21 protein-coding genes are annotated in these 23,309 nt (G+C 67.0%); 11 read left to right on the forward strand and 10 right to left on the reverse strand.

Features of this window, described 5'->3' with window-relative positions:
* The first annotated feature begins 173 nt into the window (after nucleotides 1-173).
* Nucleotides 174-1,712: a lyase family protein gene (locus tag Q0Q36_RS07025; RefSeq protein ID WP_293796744.1), complete on the forward strand. Its 1,539-nt coding sequence runs from the start codon at nucleotides 174-176 to the stop codon at nucleotides 1,710-1,712.
* 13 nt (nucleotides 1,713-1,725) lie between these two features.
* On the opposite strand, the gene Q0Q36_RS07030 is transcribed toward Q0Q36_RS07025, so the two are convergent.
* A complete protein-coding gene (locus tag Q0Q36_RS07030; protein WP_293796746.1) occupies nucleotides 1,726-2,235 on the reverse strand; it encodes an NUDIX domain-containing protein in 510 nt (169 codons plus the stop codon).
* 331 nt (nucleotides 2,236-2,566) lie between these two features.
* On the opposite strand from Q0Q36_RS07030, the gene Q0Q36_RS07035 reads away from it, so the two are divergent.
* Nucleotides 2,567-3,457: a metallophosphoesterase gene (locus Q0Q36_RS07035; protein ID WP_293796902.1), complete on the forward strand. Its 891-nt coding sequence runs from the start codon at nucleotides 2,567-2,569 to the stop codon at nucleotides 3,455-3,457.
* A 172-nt stretch (nucleotides 3,458-3,629) separates the two neighbouring features.
* On the opposite strand, the gene Q0Q36_RS07040 is transcribed toward Q0Q36_RS07035, so the two are convergent.
* Nucleotides 3,630-4,376 carry a glucose 1-dehydrogenase gene (locus Q0Q36_RS07040; RefSeq protein WP_293796748.1) on the reverse strand — a complete coding sequence of 249 codons (747 nt, stop codon included), beginning with the start codon at nucleotides 4,374-4,376 and terminating at the stop codon, nucleotides 3,630-3,632.
* A gap of 102 nt (nucleotides 4,377-4,478) precedes the next feature.
* Nucleotides 4,479-6,287, reverse strand: coding sequence for an ATP-binding cassette domain-containing protein (locus Q0Q36_RS07045; protein ID WP_293796904.1), 1,809 nt, complete (start codon nucleotides 6,285-6,287; stop codon nucleotides 4,479-4,481).
* Nucleotides 6,288-6,420: 133 nt separating this feature from the next.
* Here Q0Q36_RS07045 and Q0Q36_RS07050 point away from each other — a divergent pair, with 133 nt between their 5' ends.
* Nucleotides 6,421-6,759 carry a hypothetical protein gene (locus Q0Q36_RS07050; RefSeq protein ID WP_293796750.1) on the forward strand — a complete coding sequence of 113 codons (339 nt, stop codon included), beginning with the start codon at nucleotides 6,421-6,423 and terminating at the stop codon, nucleotides 6,757-6,759.
* A gap of 3 nt (nucleotides 6,760-6,762) precedes the next feature.
* On the opposite strand, the gene Q0Q36_RS07055 is transcribed toward Q0Q36_RS07050, so the two are convergent.
* The 4 genes from Q0Q36_RS07055 to Q0Q36_RS07070 form a co-directional block, all read right to left on the reverse strand.
* The gene (locus Q0Q36_RS07055) at nucleotides 6,763-7,809 is read right to left on the reverse strand and encodes an acyltransferase (protein ID WP_293796751.1); all 1,047 of its coding nucleotides are present in this window, start codon (nucleotides 7,807-7,809) and stop codon (nucleotides 6,763-6,765) included.
* A 34-nt stretch (nucleotides 7,810-7,843) separates the two neighbouring features.
* Entirely contained in the window at nucleotides 7,844-8,848 is a 1,005-nt protein-coding gene (locus Q0Q36_RS07060) for a glucokinase (protein WP_293796753.1), read from the reverse strand.
* Nucleotides 8,848-9,627, reverse strand: coding sequence for a 2-oxo-tetronate isomerase (gene otnI / locus Q0Q36_RS07065; protein WP_293796754.1), 780 nt, complete (start codon nucleotides 9,625-9,627; stop codon nucleotides 8,848-8,850). Before otnI ends, Q0Q36_RS07060 begins: the two co-directional genes overlap by 1 nt.
* Nucleotides 9,628-9,741: 114 nt before the next feature.
* Nucleotides 9,742-10,719 (reverse strand): hypothetical protein, encoded by a 978-nt coding sequence (locus Q0Q36_RS07070; RefSeq protein WP_293796755.1) that lies wholly within the window; start codon nucleotides 10,717-10,719, stop codon nucleotides 9,742-9,744.
* Between the two features lie 190 nt (nucleotides 10,720-10,909).
* On the opposite strand from Q0Q36_RS07070, the gene Q0Q36_RS07075 reads away from it, so the two are divergent.
* Complete coding sequence (locus Q0Q36_RS07075) at nucleotides 10,910-11,302, forward strand: hypothetical protein (protein WP_293796756.1); 393 nt, start codon at nucleotides 10,910-10,912, stop codon at nucleotides 11,300-11,302.
* An 8-nt stretch (nucleotides 11,303-11,310) separates the two neighbouring features.
* Here the strand turns inward: Q0Q36_RS07075 and Q0Q36_RS07080 are convergent, their stop codons facing one another.
* Together Q0Q36_RS07080 and mdoH are read right to left on the reverse strand one after the other, a co-directional pair.
* Nucleotides 11,311-12,069, reverse strand: coding sequence for an FkbM family methyltransferase (locus Q0Q36_RS07080; protein ID WP_293796757.1), 759 nt, complete (start codon nucleotides 12,067-12,069; stop codon nucleotides 11,311-11,313).
* The gene (mdoH, locus tag Q0Q36_RS07085) at nucleotides 12,066-13,880 is read right to left on the reverse strand and encodes a glucans biosynthesis glucosyltransferase MdoH (protein ID WP_293796759.1); all 1,815 of its coding nucleotides are present in this window, start codon (nucleotides 13,878-13,880) and stop codon (nucleotides 12,066-12,068) included. Before mdoH ends, Q0Q36_RS07080 begins: the two co-directional genes overlap by 4 nt.
* Nucleotides 13,881-14,021: 141 nt before the next feature.
* Here mdoH and Q0Q36_RS07090 point away from each other — a divergent pair, with 141 nt between their 5' ends.
* From Q0Q36_RS07090 to Q0Q36_RS07105, 4 genes are read left to right on the forward strand one after another with little or no spacing between them, the layout of a single operon-like run.
* Complete coding sequence (locus Q0Q36_RS07090) at nucleotides 14,022-14,954, forward strand: zinc-binding alcohol dehydrogenase (protein ID WP_293796905.1); 933 nt, start codon at nucleotides 14,022-14,024, stop codon at nucleotides 14,952-14,954.
* A 36-nt stretch (nucleotides 14,955-14,990) separates the two neighbouring features.
* The gene (locus Q0Q36_RS07095; protein WP_293796760.1) at nucleotides 14,991-15,392 is read left to right on the forward strand and encodes a 6-carboxytetrahydropterin synthase; all 402 of its coding nucleotides are present in this window, start codon (nucleotides 14,991-14,993) and stop codon (nucleotides 15,390-15,392) included.
* Entirely contained in the window at nucleotides 15,389-16,453 is a 1,065-nt protein-coding gene (locus Q0Q36_RS07100; RefSeq protein ID WP_293796761.1) for a glycosyltransferase family 4 protein, read from the forward strand. Before Q0Q36_RS07095 ends, Q0Q36_RS07100 begins: the two co-directional genes overlap by 4 nt.
* Entirely contained in the window at nucleotides 16,453-17,292 is an 840-nt protein-coding gene (locus Q0Q36_RS07105; RefSeq protein WP_293796762.1) for a class I SAM-dependent methyltransferase, read from the forward strand. The genes Q0Q36_RS07100 and Q0Q36_RS07105 overlap by 1 nt, the downstream gene beginning before the upstream one ends.
* Nucleotides 17,293-17,299: 7 nt before the next feature.
* Here the strand turns inward: Q0Q36_RS07105 and Q0Q36_RS07110 are convergent, their stop codons facing one another.
* A complete protein-coding gene (locus Q0Q36_RS07110; protein WP_293796763.1) occupies nucleotides 17,300-17,863 on the reverse strand; it encodes a cytochrome b in 564 nt (187 codons plus the stop codon).
* A 255-nt stretch (nucleotides 17,864-18,118) separates the two neighbouring features.
* Between Q0Q36_RS07110 and ribA the strand changes: the two genes are divergently transcribed.
* The 3 genes from ribA to Q0Q36_RS07125 all read left to right on the forward strand — a co-directional run bounded on the left by ribA (nucleotide 18,119) and on the right by Q0Q36_RS07125 (nucleotide 23,305).
* Complete coding sequence (ribA, locus tag Q0Q36_RS07115; RefSeq protein ID WP_293796765.1) at nucleotides 18,119-19,246, forward strand: GTP cyclohydrolase II RibA; 1,128 nt, start codon at nucleotides 18,119-18,121, stop codon at nucleotides 19,244-19,246.
* 31 nt (nucleotides 19,247-19,277) lie between these two features.
* The gene (locus Q0Q36_RS07120) at nucleotides 19,278-21,671 is read left to right on the forward strand and encodes a glycosyltransferase family 39 protein (protein WP_293796768.1); all 2,394 of its coding nucleotides are present in this window, start codon (nucleotides 19,278-19,280) and stop codon (nucleotides 21,669-21,671) included.
* A gap of 101 nt (nucleotides 21,672-21,772) precedes the next feature.
* Entirely contained in the window at nucleotides 21,773-23,305 is a 1,533-nt protein-coding gene (locus Q0Q36_RS07125; protein ID WP_293796769.1) for an MFS transporter, read from the forward strand.
* The last annotated feature ends 4 nt before the right edge of the window (nucleotides 23,306-23,309 follow it).

The following is a 23,309-nucleotide window of genomic DNA, read 5'->3' on the forward strand; positions in this document are numbered from 1 at the left end:
AGGAAAAATCTGATGCGACGCAATAGGACTCCCGCGCGGTGTCCACCCATCTCGTATCGATCTCCTGGGGAGACTTGCCGGCCTTGCCGGATTGGTCTCAACTCCGGTCTACAAGCGGGGGAACAGGTCACGCAAACCGGAGGCGATCTCGCTCTTCGGAACGGAGGAAGCCGATGTCCCGATCGAAGCCGCTCGCCCCTGCCCTTCTTCTCGCGGCCCTGTGCCTGCCGGCGCTGGCCCAGCAGCCGGCCCCGCCGAAGGAGCCGGTTCGGGACGAGTTCTTCTGGCTCGGCGAGATGAACAAGGCGAGCACCGTCATCAACGCCGAGCAGGGCCTGCTCGATCGGGAACTGGCGCCGAAGCTCGCGCAGGGCATCGCGAGGGTGATCGAGGCCGGCAATAAGCCCGGCGCCAAACGGCCCTCCACGGTCATCACCTTCGAGCCGCTGATGATCAAGGAAGCCGGCGTCGAGGTCACGCTGATCCATGCCGGCCGCTCCAGCCAGGACATGCACGCGACCTACCGCGCCGCGATCATGCGCGACCGGCTCCTGACCCTGGCCGACCGCCTCAACCAGGCAACGCGGACGATGGTCGAGCTCGCCGCGGCGCATCGCGACACGGTCGTACCCAACTACACCAACGGCGTCGCCGCCCAGCCCAACAGCTACGGCCACTACCTTCTCGGCCTCGTTGCCGGGCTCGATCGCGACGCCCAGCGCATCCGCGAGACCTATGCCCGCGTCGACCGCTCGCCGATGGGCACGACCGTGCTCAACGGCACGAGCTGGCCGCTCGATCGCCAGCGCATGGCGGATTATCTCGGCTTCGCCGCCCTCGTCGACAATGCCTACGACGCCTCGCAGATCGCGGCGGCCGACCTGCCGGTCGAAGTCAGTGGCATCGTCACCGGCATCGCGCTGCATGTCGGCGGCTTCATCGAGGACGTGATGACGCAATATGCCCAGGCGCGGCCCTGGATCCTGCTGCGCGAAGGCGGCGGCACGACCGGCAGCGGCAACACCTATGTCTCCAGCGCCATGCCGCAGAAGCGCAATCCCGGCCTGCTCAACGGCACACGCGAGGACGCCTCGACCGCGCTCTCGCTGGCAATGGGCCCCGTGTTCAGGGCGCATAACATCCCGCCCGGCATGCCCGACGCCAAGGACGCCAAGACCAACAGCGCGATGGTCGACAGCGCGGCCAGGTCACTGCAGGGACTGGATCGCATCCTGAAGGCACTCGCCATCGATCCCGAACGCGCGCTGGAAGAGCTCAATAGCGACTGGACGGCGTCGCAGGAGCTCGCCGACGTGCTGATGCGGAAATACAAGCTGCCCTTCCGCGCCGGCCATCATTTCGCGTCGGAAGTCGTCGACTACGCCAAGCTCAACAATATCAAGCCGACCGATTTCCCCTATGCGCAGGCGCAGGCGATCTATCGCAAGGCGGCGACGGAGCTGGGTCTGGCGGCGACGGAGCTGCCGATGAGCGAGGCCGAGTTCCGCTCGACACTCGATCCCGTCGCGATCGTGAAGAACCGCGCCACCTCCGGCGGCCCGCAGCCGGCCGAGATGGACCGGATGCTGGCCGAAGCGAAGCAGCGCATCGACCGGCAGGATGCCTGGATCAAGGACCGGCGCGCCAAGATCGCGGCGGGACTGGCCAAGCTCGACGCCGATTTCGCGACGCTGGCAAAAAGCGCGAACTGAGGGGCCGGGTGCCTCACCACTCCGCCGCAGGCGGCTGCCCGGAGAGGATCTCCGCCAGCCGCCGCCGCGTCGCCGGCGTCGTCCCTTCCGGCAGGCGATCGAGCGGAAAAAAGCCGGCTTCCGCGATTTCACGATCCGGCTGCTTGACATGGTCAACCCGGAACTGCCGCAGCACATAGACCGCGACATGGTCGCGCCGCGAAATCCTGCGATTGAAGAAGAGCCCGTGCAGGATCGGCCGTTCGGTCGGAGCGATGCCCGCCTCCTCCGACAATTCGCGCTCCAGCGACAATTCCGCCGTCTCGCCGACCTCGACCCCGCCGCCCGGAAAATGCCAGCCGGGCACATAGGTGTGGCGGATCAGGAAGACCTCGCCGCGCTCGTTCAGGACGACGGCGCGCACGCCAAAAGTCATGCCGCGCGCGAAGCGGAAATAGGCATGCAGCAGCCGGGTCACGAGACGCTGCGCGAGAGTCCGCGGCCTGTCCGGATCGGCATTCGGCTGAGGCGTCGCTGATTGCATCCGATCGATTCTCAAGGGCACGTTAATTGTCTATGCAAAAAACGCATGACGGACCGTCAAGCACCTCAATTGTTCTGCCACAAACGCGCCCCAAATGAGGCAGATATCGCACTGCAACATCAGGACCCCAAGACGATGCTTCTCTCTTTCATCATCGCCCGCTTCAAGGCCAAGCCGGCCTATGTCTGGAAGCCCGCCGTCACGCTGACCGATTCCCGCATCGTGTCGGAACTGACCGGCGCCGCCAACTAAGGTCTTTGGACCTTTCCGCAGTCCAGGCGCGCCACGGCGCGCTTGACTGACGGCCTCCTGCGGAGGCAAGCGCTTGAGCGTGTTCAAGCTCGCGCATCTGTCCGACCCGCATCTCGGCCCACTCGCCGGGTTTTCGCTGCATCAGCTCATCGGCAAGCGCGCGACCGGCTATGTCAATTGGCGGCGCAAGCGCAGGCATGCCCATGACATGGATATCCTGGCGCGTATCGTCGCCGACATCCATGCCCAGGGTCCAGATCACGTCGCCTGTACCGGCGATGTCGCCCATATCGGCCTGCCCGACGAATTCAAGACCGCCATCGCCTTCCTCGACACGCTTGGCCCGCGCGAAACGGTCAGCTTCGTGCCGGGCAACCACGATACCTATGCCCGCTCCTCGTTGAAGCCTCTGGCGGGCCTACTTGCACCCTGGACAGCCGATGACGAGGGCAAGGCCGGCTATCCCTGGTATCGCCGCCGCGGCCCCGTCGCTCTGATCGGCGTCAATAGTGGCGTGCCCACCCTCCCCCTGATGGCGACAGGCCGCGTCGGCAGCGAGCAGATCGCCCGGACCGAGGCGCTGCTGGACCGTGCCCGCGACGAGGGACTGATCCGCGTCGTGCTGATCCATCATCCCCCCTATGTCGGCGGCGCCAAGCGCGGCCGCGAATTGGTCGATGCCGCCTCCTTCGAGGCGATGCTGAAGCGCAAGGGCGCGGACCTCGTCCTGCACGGCCATAATCACAGTTTCTCGCTGGCCTGGCGGCCTGGTCTCAGCCGCGACGTGCCGATCGTCGGCGTGCCCTCGGCCTCGATCGGCCCTCGCGGCCATGGCGAGCTTGGCACCTGGCACCTGTTCCACATCGAAGGCGCTGCCGATGCACCGCGGATCACGCTGGAACAGCGCGGCTTCGAGCCGGACGGCACCGTCATCCATCGCCAGGAGATCATTCTGACGAAAGCGACCTGAAGGGTGTCATCCCGTGCGCGCTGCAGCGTGCAACGCTGCGGCGCAGACACGGGACCGCGCGACGACAGAGGCTCCCGCCGTCGCACACCCAACAGTGTGCCCTTTTCTGAGAACGGTCCCGTGTCTGCGGAGCCGCACTGCGTGCCGCAGCGCGCACGGGAACACGCGGTCCTCAGACGCAGCGGCCACCGTCGACGGCGAGCACCGAGCCCGTCACCATGTCGGCCTCGTCCGAGCACAGGAACAGAGCGGCATTGGCGATGTCCTGCGGCGTCGAGAACCGGCCCCACGGGATCGAAGCCGTGAACTGCTCGCGCCGCTCGGGCGTGTCCTCGCCCATGAAGGTGGCGAGCAGCGGCGTCTCGCCGGCGACCGGCGCGATCGCGTTAACGCGGATCTTGTCCGGCGCGAGCTCGACCGCCATCGACTGCGAGATCAGGTTCGCCGCGCCCTTCGAGCCGTTGTACCAGGTCAGGCCCGGACGCGGACGCACGCCGGCCGTCGAGCCGATGTTCAGGATCACGCCGCCGCCATGCTGCCGGAAATGCGGCACGGTCGCGCGTGCCATCAGATAGATCGACTTCACGTTCACCGCGAAGATCCGGTCGAACTCCTCCTCGGTCACCTCGATCATCGGCTTGTTGCGATGGGTGGTGCCGGCATTGTTCACGACGATGTCGAGCCGCCCGACCTTGGCCAGGATCTTCTCGACCGCCTTGTCGACACTCTTGGCCTTGCCGACATCGCAGGTCACGGCAAAGGCCTTGCGGCCGATCGCCTTGGCGGCTTCCTTGGCCTTGTCGCCGTTGATGTCCAGCACCGCGACGCGCGCGCCCTCCCGCACGAAGGTCTCGGCGATGCCGAAGCCGAACCCCTGCGCCGCGCCGGTCACCAGCGCCGTCTTGCCTTTGAGTCTCATGGTCGTCCCTCGCGGTCTTGTGGCCACGATGTTTGAAACGATTGAGCACAGCGGTAAATGCGCTTTTGCGCGCGGGCGGATGCGGAAATGGGATGGCGGGCCTTAAGCCCCGATCTCCTCGCGCAGCATCTCGAGCTCCAGCCAGCGCTCCTCGGCCTCGCCGATCTCGCGTGCCACCTCTTCGAGCCGCGCCGTCGCCTTAGCGAAGAGTTTTGGATCGCGCGTGTAGAGATCGCCGGCCACCGCCGTGTTGAGTTTCGCCGCCTCGGCCTGCAACGTCTCGATCTTCTTCGGCAGTGTCTCCAGCGCATGCTTCTCGTTGAAGGAGAGCTTGCGTTTGGACGCGGACGCGGCGGGCACTGCGGCAGCCTTGGGCTCGGCAGGCACCGCCTTCTCGATCGGCCGTGCCTTGGCCCCGACGCCGCGCCCGCGCTGCGCCAGCATGTCGGAATAGCCGCCGGCGAACTCGGTCCAGACGCCGTCGCCATCCGAGATCAGCACCGAGGAGACGACGCGGTCGATGAAGTCGCGGTCATGGCTGACCAGCAGGACGGTGCCCTGATAGTCGGCCAGCAGTTCCTGCAGCAGGTCGAGCGTCTCGAGATCGAGATCGTTGGTCGGCTCGTCGAGCACCAGGAGGTTCGAGGGCTTGGCCAGCGCGCGAGCCAGCATCAATCGCCCGCGCTCGCCGCCCGAGAGCGCGCCGACCGGCGTGCCGCGCTGGATCGGCTGGAACAGGAAGTCCTTCATGTAGGAGATGACATGGCGCGGCTGGCCGCCGACCATGACCTGGTCCGAGCCGCCACCGGTCAGCGCATCGCCGAGCGGCGTCTCCGGATCGAGGCTCTCGCGGCGCTGGTCGAGCGTCACCATCTCCAGCGCCGTGCCGAGCTTCACCTTGCCGGAATCGGGCTTGAGCGCCCCGGTTAGCAGGTTGATCAACGTGGTCTTGCCGGCGCCGTTCGGCCCGACGATGCCGATCCGGTCGCCGCGCGCGACGCGCAGCGACAGGTTCTTGACGATCGTGTTGTCGCCATAGGCCTTGGCGACGTCGATCGCGTCGATGACGAGCTTGCCGGAGCTCTGCGCCTCGCTGGCTTCCAGCCGGACATTGCCTTGCGCGGCGCGCGCGGTACGGCGCTGGTCGCGCAGCGCATGCAGCTCGCCCAGGCGGCGCTGGTTACGAGTCCGGCGGGCGCTGACGCCATAGCGCAGCCAGTCCTCCTCCCGGGCGATCTTGCGGTCGAGCTTGTGGCGGTCGAGTTCCTCCTGCGCCAGCACCTCGTCACGCCAGGCCTCGAACTCGCCGAAACCTCGCTCCGCCCGCCTGGTCACGCCGCGATCGAGCCAGATCGTCGCGCGCGACAGCGAGGTCAGGAAGCGTCTGTCGTGGCTGATCAGCACCATGGCCGAGCGCAGCGATTTCAGCTCCTGCTCCAGCCACTCGATGACCGGCAGGTCGAGATGGTTGGTCGGCTCGTCCAGCAGCAGGATGTCCGGCTCCGGCGCCAGCACGCGGGCCAGTGCCGCGCGACGACCCTCGCCACCCGACATCGAAGCCGGGTTCTCCTGCCCGGTCAGGCCGAGCTCGGTCAGCAGGTATTGCGCGCGATAGGCATCGTCGCCCGGTCCCAAGCCGGCCTCGACATAGGCGAGCGCCGTGTCGAACCCGGTGAAATCCGGCTCCTGCGGCAGATAGCGGATGGTCGCGCCCGGTTGGACGAAGCGCTCGGCATGATCGGGCTCCACGATCCCCGCGGCGATCTTGAGCAAAGTCGACTTGCCCGAACCGTTGCGGCCGACGAGGCAGACGCGCTCCCCGGCCGAAACCGCGATCTCGGCAGCTTCAAGCAGCGGCTGTCCGCCGAAGGTGAGCGCGACGTCGCGCAGATGCAGCAAGGGAGCCATGATCCGTCCTGTGTTCGGCCTGCGGGATAGACCGCCACTGCTCCGCTGTCACGTCCGCAAGCCATGGCACGACGCTTGCCAGCACCGATATGCCCCTTATCGTGACCGGAATTGTGGCCTGATGAGTCCAAGAGCGATGTTCAGCGAACGCCCGATCGGGATCGGCCATAATGGCGGCCCGCCGCTGAAGGAGCGAAAGCGCCGCTCCGCCACCGGCTCCGGCAATATCGGCCGCTATTTCGACTGGCGCTTCGCCCATCGCAAGGCCTGGAAGAAGCCCCGCGACGTCGCGCTGCGGCGCGAGGAGAAGGCCTCGGCCTTGGGCCTCACCTATGAGGAATATTCGCTGGAGGTCATGGAGCGCGGCTATTACCCGCAGCCCGAGCATGTCGAGACGATCAAGTCGAAGCGCGCCCAGCGCCGCAAGGATGGCGGCGTGGTCGGCCAGTCGCTGAAGGGCATGAAGCTGAGCTGAGGTTCACCCGCCAAGCCAGCGCCGGACAAGGCGCGTCGCCGGCTTCTCGAAGAAGCGGTAGAGCAGCAGCGCTGCAACCACCGAACCGGCAAGCGCCAGCGCTATATAGAGCGCCGGCGAATGCAGCCCGAGCCTCAGCACGACCTCGCGCATCCCGCGGATCACGAAGGGATGGACGAGATAGAGCGCATAAGAGGCGTCACCGACCGCAGCCAGGGCCTTGATTGGCGGCAGCGGCACGATCCCCTCGCGGCCGCAGCCGGCGGCGAGCATCAGCAGAACCGCCGCGCTGCCGCGCCACAAGACGCTACTCCAGGGGCCATCCGTGCCCGGAAAATGGGCAGCAGCGACCAGCAAACCAGCACCCGCCATCGCGACGGCGATCCGCAGCGCACCGTGAAAACGCAAGCCCTTCTGCCGGAGGACCGCGATACCCATCCCTGCTGCGAATTCGAGCACGATCGGCTGCCCCCAGAAGCCGAAGGGCAGCGCCAGTGGGCCGCTCAGGCTTTCCGCCCCGACCAGCAGCACCAGCACGAGCGTGATCGCCGGCAAGGTCCAGCGCCGCGGCACCATCAGCCCGGCGGCGAACAGGGCGTAGAACAGCATCTCGTAGTTCAGCGTCCAGCCCAGCGAATAGACCGGCTGGACGAAGCCTTGGGTCGAGATCACTGGCCAGAACAGGTAGGAGCCGAGGATCTGCTGGAGGCTCGGCGTTCCGGAATTGAGCAGGGCCGGAACCGCGAGTCCGACCAGCAGGAACAGCGTCGTCATCGCCCAGTAGAGCGGCACGATGCGCGCGAGCCTCCGCTTCAGGAACAGGCGCGCGGCGCCGTCGCGCCCGAACAGGTCCTGCGAGGCATGGACCATGATGAAGCCGGAGACGACGAAGAAGATGTCGACGCCCGCCATCCAGGGCAGCAAATCGCTGCGCGTGAAGCTCAGGCCAGCCTGCGCCGCCACGATGGCAGCATCCGGCTGGACATGATGGATCGCGACCATGAATGCCGCGAGCGCGCGCAGAACCTGGATCGAATGGATGGGCTGCACGCGAACCTGAAGAGATGCTGAGCGGAAAGACCGCTCAGCCAAACCACAGCCGCTTGGGATCGTCGAGCCCGAAGCGATGGAGATTGGCGGCGATCGCCGCCAACCCCTGCTCGGCCGCATCCGTCGCGGTGATCACATGCAGGGCGAAACGCTCGGCCAGATCCTCCATCGGCGGCTTGCCGGCGAAGGCCGCACGAATCGCCGCCTTATCCCCGAGCGGCAGCAGATGCGGCGCGATGCCGCCTGCGATGTAGACGCCGCCCGTTGCCTTGAAGACCAGCGCAAGGTCGCCGGCCACCCGCGCCAGCAGGCGCCAGAAGCAGACCACCGCCATCAGCGACGCCGGATCGCCATCATGGGCGAGCCGGGAGACGTCGGCCGCGCTGACCTCGGCCTCCAGCATGCCGGAGGTGCGGGCGACCGCCTTGTGCAGACGCACGAGCCCATCGCCGCTCAAGAGATGCTCGACCGTCAGGCGCGGGATGCCTTCGCTCAACGCCGGCCAGATTTTCTGCTCGGTCTGGTCCTCCGGTCCGATGCCGATATGGCCGGATTCGGTCGGAATCAGCACGCCGCGCTCGCCGCGCATCAGCAGCGCCGCAGCGCCGAAACCGGTCCCCGGCCCGAGCACGAGCTTCACGCCATCCGGCTCGGGCTCGCCCTCGACCAATGTGGTGAGATCATCAGACTTCAGCACGGCGAGCGAGGCCGAAAGCGCCTCGAAATCATTGACCATCAGGCCTTGAGTCAGGCCGAGCGCACCCGCGATTCGCGGCCCCTCCAAATGCCAGACGGCATTGGTCAGTTGCGCCTCCCGTCCTTCAAGGGGGCCGGCGACGGCGAGCACAGCGGAGCGCGGCTTCTCCGCCACGTCCGCGAGAACGGCACTGAAGGCCGCTTCGGGCGTCGGATAGCTGCCCGTGCCGATCCGCGCCAATGGCTGGGGCGCGCAGTCAGCATCGTTCACCAGCGACAAGCGGCAGTTCGTGCCGCCGATATCGGCGACCAGAACCGGGTAGGAGATCGAGGGCGGACGCATCAGAGCGGCTTCCGCCAGGGTGCGAACCAGCCGAGCCCTTCGAGCGTGCCGGCTTCCGGTCGATATTCGCAGCCGACGAAGCCGTCATAGCCGAGACCGTCGAGCTCGGCGAACAGCGTCGGATAGTCAGGCCCCGAGGCATCCGGCTCGTGCCGGCCATTGGCGCGGGCGATCTGGACATGTCCGACGAGCGGATAGAGCGCCTTCAGCTTCGCCGAGACGTCGCCATGGATCAGTTCGCAATGATACATGTCGAATTGCAGCCGCACGTTCGGCCTGCCGGATTCGCGGACATAGGCCGCGGCCTGCTCGAAATCGTTGAGGAAATAGCCCGGCATGTCCTTGCCGTTGATCGGCTCCACCAGAAGGTCGATGCCCTGCTCGCCGAGCTTGTCGGCGGCGTAGGCCAGCGAAGCCCGATAGGTCTTCTGCGCGACGGGATCGTTGGGATCGGCGAGCCCCGCCATCATGTGCAGGCGCTTGACCCCGGTTTCATGGACGTAAGCCAGCGCGGTATCGACCGACGCCCGGAACTCGGCCTCGCGGCCTGCCAATGAGGCTATGCCGCGCTCGCCCTTGGCGAAATCGCCGGGCGGGAGATTATAGAGCGCCTGGGTGAGATTGCCTCCCGCCAGCGCAAGCCCGACCTGCTCGGGCGTATGCTCATAGGGGAAGAGAAACTCGACTGCCTCGAACCCCGCCTCGGCGGCAGCCTTGAAGCGGTCGAGGAATTCCCATTCGGTGAACATCATCGACAGGTTGGTGGCAAAACGCGGCATGGAAATCTCTGCAGGCTGGGCACGATCGATCGCCACAGGCTAAACTGATGCGCCCGCCGCGTCATGGCCAAACGCGACAGGGAGGCAATGCGTTCCGCTACGGCCGTCCGGCCGTTACTTCCTCTCCGGCTTCGGCGGCGGGTTGGGATCGCTGGAGAAGCGCCGGAACACCATGTCGGGCGAGGATGTGTTGTGGCGCGAATGCGTCGTGCGCCCCATCCAGATATCGGTCGCCCTGCCACCGGGATAGGACATCAGCGCCTCCTCGCGCCAGCCCTTGGCGCCGGGCTCGCGCAGCGCGATGCGGGCGACATCGTTGTTGAACTCGGTAACATACATCGAGCGCAGCGCCAGAAAGCCCTTGCCCCCCGTCACCGGCTTGTCGAGGACGGCATCGAGCACCATCCGGTTCTCGTCGACGCTGTCGAGCTTGAGGCTGCCGGATGAGCCGTCCTTGAAGCTGAGCTTGAAGGTCAGCGTCGCGGGATCGAACGCAATCTCCTTGATATTCACGACCGGGCGCCCCTCCTGCTCGATTGGCCCGAACAGGAAGGAGGAACCGTAGGACGAGAAACCGAGATGCTCCGGCGGCAGCGGCCGGGCGCGCCAGTTACCGTCCTGTGGATAGACGACGAGCACTTCGTGCGACTTGTCTTTGCCGAGCTTCCAGAGTTGGACGAGATGCAGGTTCTTCTCCACGCGGTCGCCGACGCGGAAGGTCGCCTCCGCCGGGCGCCAGAAGCTCGGGAAGGTGTAGCCGACCAGCCAGTAGTCGATCGATTCGTAGAAGGTGACGCGGCGCGGCGGCGTCGGCGGCGAGAAGGACGGATCGCCCTTCATGTCGCAATTCGTCCAGTCGGCATCCCAATTGTCGCGCACGAGCCCCGCGACATAGGCCGGATGCGCCGCCTCGATCTGGAAGCGCCTGACCTCGGGCGAGACCACCTTGATCGTGACATTGTCCTTCTCGGCGCAGAGCACCGGCTCGGATTCGTTCTTCACCTCGACGGCGACCTCGCCTGCTGCCCGCGCTATCGTCAGCGAGGCGAGAAGAGCGATGGAAACCGCGAGCGGGCGAAGAAGGCTGGTCATGGCGATCCCTAGCAAGAGTTTGGAAACAACCTGATCACGGCGAGATGAACGCCGGCTGACCAAAGCTGCGGCAGGAATGGGCGGGAAAGCGACGGCAACCGCGACAACGCGCCACTCTCGCCGCGCATCACGGCACTGGTAGCAATAGCGGACGAGGACGCTTCTCCCTCTGCTACCGATGGGGCGATCGATGCAACCGCTGCTTCTCGGGGCCGGCGTGGTGATGGCGTTGACGGCACTGGTCCATTCGGTCGTCGGCGAGATCCTGATCTTCCGGCAACTGCGGAACGGCGGCATCGTTCCGACGCAAGGCGGCCCCTTGCTGAGAGAGCGTCATGTCCGGATACTCTGGGCAAGCTGGCATCTCGTCAGCATCCTCGGCCTGGCATTCGCCGCGATCTTGATCGCGATGGCGCAGACGCCAGGTGAGCCTCTGCCGAACACATGGCTGCTGAAGGTCACAATCGCCGGCACGCTTGCCGGCTCAGTGCTCGTGCTATTTGCGACGCGCGGCCGTCATCCCGGATGGCTCAGTCTGCTCGTGGCGGCGATCCTGGCCTGGCTCGGCAGCAGCAGCCTGTAGAAGGAGCCTCAGCCCGTCAGGATGGCGTAGACATCGCCCGAATTGGCCTCATGCGGCAGGCTGCGCAGGTAATCGCCCATCGCCTCCGCGCTTGCCGGCTCGCCGAGTTCGAGCATCTGGCTCTCGCCGATCGCGACATTGAAACGATACGGGCCGAGCGTCTCCAACAGGACGAGGCAAGCCTCGGCGACGTCGCGCTGAATCGTCGTGAACTCGAAGGAGATCACCGGCACCACCTTGGTCAGGCCGGCCAGCACATGCGCTTCGAAGCCCTCGACATCGATCTTGAGCAGCTTCGGCAGGCCGTAGCGCTGGATCAAGCGATCGAGCGTCGTGCAGGGAACCGTGATCTCATGGTCCCATATCTGCCCTTCCCAGCCCCGAGCGCCCACGGCCGCGCCGATGAAGGCGGCCGACGCGGTCGAGACGGTCGGGTTCCGACTGTTGATCCGCAGTGCGATCGAGCCCTCATGGTCGCCGCAGGCCGCCTCGATCAGCATCACCAGCGGGTCCCGCCGATGGATCAGTCGCGTGACGCGGGCCGGCCCAGGCTGCGGCTCGAGCGCGACCACGCGCGCACCCAGCCGGCGGAAGGACGAGACCCGGTCGCCGACATGGGCGCCAATATCGAAAGCGAGATCGCCCGGCGCCAGGAACGCCCCGTAGAGCCGGTCCATCGCCGCGTTGCGCTCCTTGTCGCCGTGATAGACACGCAGCGAGCGCGAGAGCGCCTTCACCGTCCCCTTCGGATAGGTGACGGCGTTCATGCCGCCTCAATGTCGCGGATCGCGGCCAACACCGGCGGCAGGTCGAAATCTTCGGGGACGCCGCAGAGCCCACGCCGCGCCAGCCAGGCGCCGCAAGCCGGCGCCGCCGTCAGCATGGCGAAGGGGATCGCCAGCACATAGCCCGCGGTCAAAGGCAGCGACCAGATCAGCACCGCAGGCGCCATCAGGCCCAGCGTGACGAACAGATAGGCCCCGAACAGCAGATGCGGCCACAGGCCCGCGAAGGCCGTCGCGAACGACAGGGCATGCACATCGCGCGCCTGCCCGTTCCAGCCGATCCTCGCCCGCCCGAAGGCGAGCCCGATCATGAACAGCGTGGTCCGAAAGCTCGACACGGCGCCTTGCAGGAACGAGAAGGCGAGTTCGATCGCAGCCGAGGTCAGGAAGCGCGCCTTGCCGCCATAGCGAACGACGCCACCCCGCGTGAGCAGGATGTCGGCGAAACCGGCGAGCTTGGGCGAGAGATACATCGCGAGGAACAGTAGATAGAGCCCGGCAGCCGTCACGATCGGATAATCGGCGATCGCCCGATCCTCGAAGACCTTCAGCGGCAAGAGCGCGATCATCAGCGTCCAGGCCGGCAGGCCGAGGAACATCAGGATCGCCCAGATCAGCTGGAAGCGGCTCATCGGCTTGAGACCAGGGATATCGAGCAGCTTGAGATATTGCAGGTTGCCGAGGCACCAGCGCAGGTCGCGCTTGGCGAATTCGAGCATGGTCGGCGGGTTCTCCTCCCAGCTTCCGCCCTCGACCGGCAGCACCCGCACCTCGTAGCCGGCGCGGCGCATCAAGGTCGCCTCGACCTGGTCATGGCTCATCACCGCCCCGCCCAGAGGCGGCCCGCCGGGCAGCACCGGCAGATGGCAGTGATCACGGAACGGCGCGATCCGCACCAGCGCGTTATGCCCCCAGAATGGCCCGCAATCGCCGCCCCACCAGGCCGAACCCATGGTGTAGGGCCGCATGCCGTGGCGCATGCCGAACTGGAAGATGCGGGCGAAGGCCGAATTGCTGGGCATGCCGACCACGAGACTCTGCAGGATTCCGAGCTTCGGATGGGCCTGCATCATTCGGGCCATGCCGAGGATCGTCTCGCCTGCCATCACGCTGTCGGCATCGAGCGGCAACATCAATTCGTAACGCTCGCCCCAGTGTTCGCAGAAATCGCGGAGATTGCCGGCCTTGAAACCGGCATTGTCGCTGCGGCGGCGATAGGTCACCCGCGCCGGCTCGCCGATCTCGCGCGCCCAGGCTTCGGCCAGCCTTTTCTCGGCTTCGGCAACCGCCGGATCATTGCTGTCCGACAGCACGAAATAATCAAACCAGACACCCGCGCCGGTCGCATCGAAGCTGTTCTTGACCACCTTGAGCCGGCGGAAGGCCCGCGCCGGGTCCTCATTGCGCAAAGTCATCAGCACGGCGGTGCGCAGGGTAAGCGGCGTCTCCTGCTCCCTGGCGGCGGCGAAGGGCGCGACCTCGGCAAGCCCTTCCGTCTTGCCGTGGAGGAGCCAGAGCCCGATCGCAGCGTTCCAGAAGCCGAGCACGGTCCAGGGCGCGCCGAACAGGAAGGCGATGAAGATCGCGACATCCGCGACACTCCAGCCGCCCGCACCGAGCACGCGCGCCAATCCGGCGAGCAGCAGGGCCAGGGTGACGAGATTCATGGCGAGGACAAGGAACCGCCGGCGGCGCAGCACCGTTTCCGCTTGCAGCCCGGCCGGGGTCAGGCCGTTCGGCCCGGCCTCTTGCGTCGCCCGCCGGAACGTGGTCGGAGCGGGACGCTGGTTCATGGCGGTCTCTGTCATGGTAGGCAGACAGGCTCGGACAGACGGGATCGGACGCGAATGGCGCGGGAGCTAAAGCCTGCAACACCGATTGACGCAAGGACAAAGGCTCTTGCGCTTTGGTATACAGCGCCCCGTGAATGCAACCTGAATGAGGTCACGCTGCCCACCCTCGGGCCGGAGGACTGCCTGCTCACCACGCTCTGGAGCGGTGTCAGCCGCGGCACCGAGCGATTGGTCTGCGAAGGCCGCGTGCCCTGCTCAGAGCACGAGCGCATGCGGGCGCCCTTCCAGGAAGGCAGTTTCCCGTTTCCGGTCAAATACGGCTATTGCGCCGTCGGGAGGATCGATGCCGGCCCGCAGGACATGCTCGGCCGCATAGCCTTCTGCCTTCACCCGCATCAGGACCGCTTCGTCGCGCCGCGCGACAGGCTCGTCCCGGTGCCGGAGGACGTTCCCGCCCGCCGCGCCATCCTTGCCGCCAACATGGAGACGGCGCTCAACGCCCACTGGGACGCCGGCTCCGGCCCCGGTGACAGGATCGTGATCGTCGGGGGCGGCGTCCTCGGCCTGCTGGTCGCCTGGCTGGCCGCTCGATTGCCCGGGGCAGACGTCACGCTTGTCGATGTCGAGCCAAGCCGGGCTCCTCTCGCCGCAAATCTTGGCGTCAACTTCTCACCGCCCGATGCCGCGCCGCGCGACGCCGACATCGTCTTCCATGCCAGTGCGACGGCAGCCGGTCTCACGACCGCTATCGCCGCAGCCGGCACCGAGGCGCGCATCGTCGAGCTGAGCTGGTATGGCGAAGGCGCCGTTCCCGCCCCGCTCGGCGGCGCCTTCCATGCCCGCCGCCTGCAACTCGTCTCCTCGCAGGTCGGCCTGGTCTCGGCATCCCGCCGCGCACGTTGGAGCTATGCCCGCAGGGCTGAAGCCGCCATGGCCCTGCTGATGGACGACAGGCTCGATGCGCTGATCACCGACGAGATCGCCTTCAACGAGCTGCCACAGCGTCTGCCCGGTCTGCTCGCGCCCGGCGCGGCTGGCCTGACCGCCGCGATTTGCTATGAAACGCGGCCCTGACCGGGCCGCATCGCCAACCCATCTCCGGGAGATCGCATGTTTTCCGTCGAAGTCCGCGACCGCATCATGATCGGCCATTCCCTGCCCGATCCCTTCTTCGGTCCGGCGCAGAACATGCACGGCGCCACCTTCGTGGTCGATGTCGCCTTCTTCCGGGAGACGCTGAACCGGCAGAACGTCGTCGTCGATATCGGCGCGGCGCTCGACACCCTCGCTGAGACGCTGAAGCCTTTGAAGTACCAGAACCTCGACGCTCTCCCGCAATTCGCGGGCGTGCTGACCACCACCGAATTCCTCTGCAAGCACATCTTCGACGCCATGGCGGCGGCGGCGAAATCCGGCGCGCTGGGCGCCGATGGCACAGGACTGAGCAAAATTCGCGTGACCCTTCACGAAACCGACCTCGCTCGCGCCAGCTACGAGGGCGCGCTCGCGTGAGCGGCATCGTCTTCGCCATCCCCGGCGATATCGACGCGCCTACCGGCGGCTACGGCTATGACCGACGCCTCCTGCGCGAGTGGCGCGAGGCGGGCATCGAAGCCCGACACCTCGCCCTGCCCGGCTCCTTCCCCTTCCCGACGGCCGAGAATCTCGCGGCGACGGAACAGCTCCTCGCAGCGACCGCATCCGACGACACCCTGCTCGTCGACGGCCTCGCCTATGGCGCCTTCCCGGAAGCGCTCACGGCACGTTTCGCGGATCGACTGGTCGCGCTGGTGCATCATCCGCTGGCGCTGGAAACGGGCCACAGTCCGGAAGCCTCCGAGAAGCTGCGGCGGAGCGAAACGCTGGCGCTCAGCAGTGCACGCGCCGTCATCGTCACCAGCCCTGCAACGAAGCTGACGCTGGAAGCGGAATTCGAAGTCCCCGCCAACAAGATCGCCGTCGCGATTCCCGGCACCGATTCGGCGCCGCGCGCTCAGGGGTCCGGACGCCGCGAAGCGCTGCACATGCTCGCGGTCGGCTCGCTCATTCCCCGCAAGGGATACGGCTTCCTCGTCGATGCTTTGGCGTCGATCGCGGACCGGCCCTGGACGCTGACCATCGCCGGCTCGCCCGATCACGCGCCAGCAACGGCAGCCGACTTGCGTAACAGCATCGCCCGCGCGGGCCTCGCGGACCGCATTGCGATGACGGGCGGCGTGGGAGCGGACAGGCTCGCCCAACTCTATGACGAGTCTGATCTTTTCATCATGTCGTCGCTCTACGAAGGCTACGGCATGGTGCTGACCGAGGCGCTGGCGCGCGGCCTGCCGATCGTCACCACGCTGAGCGGCGCCGGCGCCGAGGCGCTGCCCGATGCCGCCGCCCTCAAGGTGCCACCCGGCGACGCTGCGGCACTTGCCAAGGCCCTCGCGAGGCTGATTGATGCGCCGGCAGAGCGTCGGCAGCGTGCCGATGCCGCGTGGGCCGCAGCCGGTGATCTGCCGCGTTGGAGTGAGACCGCGCGCATCGTCGCGCAGGCCTGCCTGCACGACGGCGGCCGAAAGGTGGGATAATGGCTGGTTTCTCTCCGGAATGGCTCGCATTGCGCGAGCCGGCGGATCATGCGGCACGCAACCCGCAGGTTCTCGCGGCGGTTGGCGGCTATTTCGCCGACAAGACCTCGCTCTCGGTGCTCGATCTCGGTTGCGGTGCCGGCTCCAACCTGCGCGCGACCTATGCGGCCCTGCCCGATCGCCAGCACTGGACGCTCGTCGATCACGATGCCGACCTGCTTGCCTTCGCCCGTGAGCGCCTTGCCGATTGGGCCGACGAGGCGCGCGAGCAGGGCGAGGAGCTCGTGCTCGCCAAGGACAGCAAGTCGATCACGGTCGACACCCGCAAGGTCGACCTGAACACCGATCTCGAATGGGTACTGGGCTGGCAACCCGACCTCGTCACCGCTGCCGCGCTGTTCGACCTCGCCTCGAAGCGCTGGATCGAACGCTTCGTCGCGGCGCTCGCCAGCCAGCACCTGCCGCTCTACGCCGTGCTCACTCATGACGGCCGCGAAGCCTGGCTGCCGGAGCATCCGGCCGATGCCGGCATCCATGCCGCCTTCACCGGCCACCAGCATCGCGACAAGGGCTTTGGCCCCGCCGCCGGCCCGGAGGCTACCGAGATCATGGCGGAAGCCTTCCGGAAGTCGGGCTTCGCGGTTTCGAGCGGGGACAGCAACTGGCTGCTCGACGCGAAGCGCCGCTCCTTGCAGGAAGCGCTCGCCGAAGGCATCGCTGCAGCCGTTGGCGAGACCGATCGCCTGGATGCCAGGACGATCTCGGAATGGCTCGCGGCACGGCGCGAGGCGCAGTCCGCGATGATCGGCCATCAGGACCTCTGGGCCCGGCCGATCTAGGAAAGCGCTACTTCGCCCAAGGCAGCATCCGCCGCATCACGCCGTCTTTGAGGATCAGGTAGTGGTGCAGCGCCGCGCCGATATGCACGAGCGCAAGCGCGCCGGTCGCCAACGCAAGCTTGCCATGGATGGAGAGCACCCGCTTGGCCGCCTCTTCGTTGGGCTTGGCCAGCGCCGGCAGGTCGAACAGGTCGAAGATCGTCAGCGCCGGAAACAGCGACACCCCGATCCAGCCCAGCAGCGGCACGACGATGAGCAGCCCATAGAGCAGCCAATGCACGAGATGCGAGGCCGCCTTCTGCCACCAGGCCAGCGTCGGCTCGTCCGGCGGCGCGCCGTGCACGAGCCGATAGGCGAGCCGTCCGACCATCAGCCAAAGCAGCAGAAACCCGGTGAGCTTATGCGCGCTGTAGAGCCCGTTGGTCAGCCCGTCCCAGATATCTAGCACATTGCCGCGATAGCTCATCGTAAGGCCGACCGGGATCATCACCAGAACCGCAGCCACCGCGATCCAATGCAACGTCCGGGCGACCGGGCTGTAGGCGCGGGTTGCCGGCATTTCGCCCTGCATCGGAAAGCCTCCTATCCTGCGGCCTGAGTGATATTCATCTCACGTTCAAGCCTATGCGCCCATAGGACGGCGAGACGCTCCGGAAGTTCCCGTTTTTGTTTGCCGCCGGACACCATCTGACGTGGTTTTGATCATGGAACCTGCACTGTCCCGGCCACGTTGCTGGCAGAGTGCACTGCAACGCCCTATATCGATACCCGATGGTGCCCTGGATGCTCCTCGGCCGGTCGCCGGCCCAATCTGACGGACTTTTCGATGCCTGAGTCGCGTACGCTCTTCGGCCCATCCCTCCAGACGGATCTCGTGAAGGTCGAACGCGCGATCGCCGAGTTTCGCGCTGGTCGGCCCGTGCTGCTTCGCGATGGCGAGCGGCTGGCGCTCGCCCTCTCCGCAGAGCTGGCCGACGCTGAACTCGCGCACCGCTTCGACACACTCGCGCAGGGGCGCGGTCATCTCGTGCTCAGCGCCGCACGTCTGCGCCGCCTCGGCGCCAAGGGGCGCCTTGAGACCGGCATCTTCGCCTTGCCGACCATCGACACCGCCCGCATCGAAACGCTCGCGCTCAAGATCGACGGCCGTATGGACGCACCCGTCGCCCCGGCTTCAGCGCTGGATGAGGCTGCGCTGGAACTGGCGCGGCTGTCGCTCGTGCTGCCTGCGGTGATCCTCGTGTCGGTGAGTGCCGAGGCGGTCGCGAACGAGCCGCTCGTCGAGGTCGTCATCGCCGCCGTGAACGGCTACCGCGCCGAGCAGGCCGCGACGCTCAAGATCGTCGGCCGTGCGCCGGTGCCGCTCGAGGGCGCGCCCGACACCGAGTTCGTCGTCTTCCGCGGCGGCGAAGGCCTGCGCGACCAGGTCGCGATCATCGTCGGCAAGCCCGATCTGGCGGCGGCCGTGCCTGTGCGCCTGCATTCGGCCTGCCTGACGGGGGATCTCTTCGGCTCGCTGAAATGCGATTGCGGCGATCAGCTCCGCGAGACCGTGCAGTGGATGGCAGAGAACGAGGGCGGCGTCCTGCTCTATCTGGACCAGGAAGGCCGCGGCAACGGCATCTCCAACAAGATGCGGGCCTACAAGCTGCAGAGCCAGGGCTGGGACACCTACGATGCCGACGAGGTGCTCGGTTTCGATCTCGACCAGCGCCATTTCGACTTCGCCGCGACCATGCTGACGCAACTCGGCGTCTCCCGCGTTGTCGCGCTGACCAACAACCCGCAGAAGATCGGTGCGATCGAGGCAGCAGGTCTCGAGGTCGCCGCGACCCAGCGCGTGCTCGGTCGTCCGAACGCGCATAATGTCCGCTATCTCGCCTCCAAGCGCGACCGTGCCGGGCATTTCATCGACATGGACGCGCTGATGGCGCGCGCCGCGCCGACGGATTGACCGCGGGCTCGTTTGCGATCAGGCCTGGCCGATGCCCGAGCCCGACAAGACCCTGCTCGACAGTCCGGGACGCTGGCCGCTCGCCAGCGTCTGCGCGATCGTGTTCATCGCCTGGCTCGCCTTGTCCTGGCCCTGGCTGTCGGGCACCGTCACCATTCCCTGGGACGCCAAAGCGCATTTCCATCCGCAGCTCCAGTTCCTCGCCGATGCCTGGCACAAGGGCCTCTCGCCCTTCTGGACGCCCTATGTCTTTTCCGGTTCGCCGCAAGTCGCCGATCCGCAATCTCTAATCTTCTCGCCCTCCTTCGCCTTGATCGCCGCGCTGAACCCCGCTCCCGATTTCCGCTGGAGCGACGGCGCCCTGCTCGGCACCTTGCTGCTCGGCGCACTCGCGATCGTCGTGATCTTCCGCGACCGCGGCTGGCATCCGGCCGGTGCCGTCGTCGCCGCCCTCTCCTTCGCTTTCGGCGCGGCCGCAGCCTGGCGCATCCAGCATGTCGGGCAGGTCCTGAGCCTCAGCTATTTCGCGATCACGCTGTTCCTGCTCTCGCGGGCGCTGGAACGCGGCTCGATCGGCTATGGCTTCGCCGCCGGCATCATCTCAGGCTTCATGGTTCTGGGCCGTGATCAGGTCGCGCTTCTTGGCGTCTATGTGCTCGCCGGCCTCACCATCACCGCGATCCTGATGGCGCAAAGCCCTTGGCGCGCTTTCCGCGCCAGCCTGCCGCCGCTCATCGCCGGCACGGTCGGCGCCATTCTGGTTGCTACGATCCCGATCCTGCTGACCGCCTTCATCGCGCAGGAATCGAACCGTCCCGCCATCGATTTCGTCGAGGCCGGCAAGGGCTCGCTCCACCCGGCGGCCCTGCTGACCGGGCTCTTCGCCAATCTCTATGGCGCGGCCGGCCCGCTCGCCGATTTCTGGGGTGCACCGAGCCCGGCCTGGGAAGCGCGCTTCGGCCCGCTCAGCCTCTTCCTCGCCCGCAACATGAGCCAGCTCTATCTCGGCCTGCTGCCGATGGGCCTGATCCTCACCATCGGCTTCGTCCGCGGCGCGCTCTGGCGACGCGAGATCGTCCCACTCACCGTCGCGGCGATCGTCGTCCTGCTCTTCGCGCTCGGCCGCTATACGCCGGCCTTCAGGGTGCTGTTCGAGCTGCCCGGCATCAGCTTCTACCGCCGCCCGGCCGACGCTCTCTTCATTCTCGGCGCCCTGCTCGCCCTGCTCGGCGGCTACCTGACCCATCTCGTCATGACGGGAGCCGCTCCGAAGGCGCGACCCTGGCAGATCGCGCTCGAGGCCCTGATCTTCATCGGCGCGCTCGCGCTTGCGCTCTGGCTGGCCTGGACGGTCGGGCGCATCCCTGTCGCGATCATGCCCCTCGTCATGGCCGCGCTATGCGGAATGCTCTCGCTCGGTAGCCTCGTCGCCGCTCACGGCCTGGCGAAGCGGGGCTCCGTGCTCGCCGCGACCTTGATTCTCGCCGCGACGCTGACCATCGACCTCGCGGTCAATAACGGCCCGAGCGAGTCCACCGCCCTGCCCGCGCAAACCTATGATGTGCTGCGCAAGGACAGCACCAACGACACCATCGCCCTTTTGAAGCGCGAGACGGCCCGCACCATGGCGCCTGATCGGCGCGACCGCATCGAACTCGCCGGCATCGGCTTCCACTGGCCCAATGCCAGCCTCGTCCACGATCTCGACAACACGCTGGGTTACAACCCGCTCCGGCTCGGCCTCTACACTAAGGCGACCGGCGCCGGTGACCATGTCGCCCTGCCCGACCAGCGCACCTTCTCCCCGCTGATGCCGGGCTATCGCTCGTTGCTCGCCGACATGCTCGGCCTGCGCTTCATCGCGACCGGCGTCCCCGTCGAGGAGATCGACAAGCGCCTCAAGCCCGGCGACCTCAAGCAGATCGCCCGCACCAAGGACGCCTTCGTCTACGAGAACCCGCGCGCCCTGCCCCGTGTGCTGCTCGTCCCGCAGGCGCAGACGGCCGATTTCGATGCGATCCTGGCAAGCGGGCAATGGCCCCAGGGCTTCGACCCCACCCGGACCGCGCTGCTGGACCACGCCGTACCTCCGCCTCTCCCGAGCCCGGCCCTGCCGCTGCTGGACCGGGGCGGCCGCGAGCTACCCGGGTCGGCCCGGATCGTCGACTACGGCACGACGCAGGTCCTGCTCGAAGCCGATGCGCCGCGCGGCGGCTATCTCGTGCTCAACGATGTCTGGCACCATTGGTGGCAGGTCGAGATCGACGGCCAGCCCGCCGAATTGCTGCGCGCCAACGTCCTGTTCCGTGCTGTCGTCGTGCCGCCCGGCAAATCGACGGTGCGCTTCGTCTTCCGTCCGCTGGACGGGCTCTGGCACGATATCGTCGCCTATCTGCGCAAGCCTCAGGCAAGGCAGCCGGGCTAGCGGCCGGGCATCGCCAGCAGGCGAAATTCCCACTCCTGCCAGGTTCCGCCGCTATCGCGTGGCAGGCAGCCCCGCAGACGATCGATACCTGTGAGACGACGATGACGGCGACGACCGCTTCGACCCAGAGCGAGAGGAAAGCGACGCGGCGCGAATGGATCGGCCTGATCGCGATCGCCCTGCCCTGCATGATCTATTCGATGGATCTGACGGTGCTGAATCTCGCGGTGCCGACGCTGACGCGCGAGTTGAAGCCGAGCGCCAGCCAGCTCCTCTGGATCATCGACATCTACGGCTTCATGGTCGCAGGCTTCCTGATGACCATGGGCACGCTGGGGGACCGTATCGGCCGTCGCCGCCTGCTGATGATCGGCGCCGCCTTCTTCGGCGTCGCCTCGACCGTCGCCGCCTTCTCGAACAGCGCCGAGATGCTGATCGCGATGCGTGCCGTGCTCGGCATCGCCGGCGCGACGCTGGCGCCCTCGACGCTTTCGCTGATCACCGTGATGTTCACCGACGAGAAGGAGCGCACCTTCGCGATCTCGATGTGGATCGCCAGCTTCTCGGTCGGTGCCATTGTCGGCCCGGTCGCGGGCGGTTTCCTGATCGAGTATTTCTGGTGGGGCTCGGTCTTCCTGATCGCGGTGCCGCCGATGCTGCTCCTGCTCGCGATCGGTCCGGTGTTGCTGCCGGAGTACCGCGCTCCGGATGCCGGTCGCATCGACATCCTCAGCGCCCTGCTCTCGCTCGCTGCCGTGCTCGGCCTGATCTACGGCATCAAGCACTGGGCGGCCGACGGCTTCGACTGGGTGGGCGCAGCCGCGATCCTCGTCGGGCTCGCCTTCGTCGGGATCTTCATTCGCCGTCAGAAGCGGCTCCCCGATCCGATGGTCGATCTCGCCATGTTCCGCATCCCGGCCTTTCGGGCGGCGCTGGCGATCAACCTCGCCGGCATCCTCTTCATGTTCGGCAGCTTCATCTTCGTGGCGCAGTATTTCCAGCTCGTCGCCGGCTTGACGCCATTGCAGGCCGGGTTCTGGTCCCTGCCCTCGGCGATCGCCTTCACCCTCGCCTCCATCGTCACGCCGGCGCTGGTCGGCCGCTACAAGCTGGCGACGCTGATGGCCGGCGGCATGGCGGTTTCGGCACTCGGCTTCGTCTGGCTCGTCTTCGCGCCAGGCCTGGTGCAGATTGTCGCGGCCTCGGTCGTGTTCTCGATCGGCTTCACGCCGGTGATCACGCTGACGACCGGCATCGTCGTTGGCTCGGCTCCGCCCGAGCGAACCGGGGCAGCGTCGGCCATGTCGGAAACCTCAGTGGAACTTGGCGGAGCGCTCGGCATCGCCGTGCTCGGCAGCCTCGGCGCCGCGCTCTATCGCAGCCGCATGGCGGATATCGCAGTGCCCGGCATCGGCACGGATGCGCTCGCCCCCGCGCGCTCGACGCTGGGCGGCGCGCTGGCGCTGGCTTCAGGACTGTCGGCGGATCAGGCCGCGCCGATGCTGGCGCGCGCCAGCGAGGCCTTCATGGCCGGCTTCCGGGCCTCCGCCATGCTCTCGATCGTCGGCATGCTGTTCTGTATTGCCGTCATCCTGACGAGCTTGCGCGACGCCAAGTCCGGCGGCGCGCACTGAGCGT

Source organism: uncultured Allobosea sp. (assembly GCF_945957345.1).
Taxonomy (GTDB): domain Bacteria; phylum Pseudomonadota; class Alphaproteobacteria; order Rhizobiales; family Beijerinckiaceae; genus Allobosea.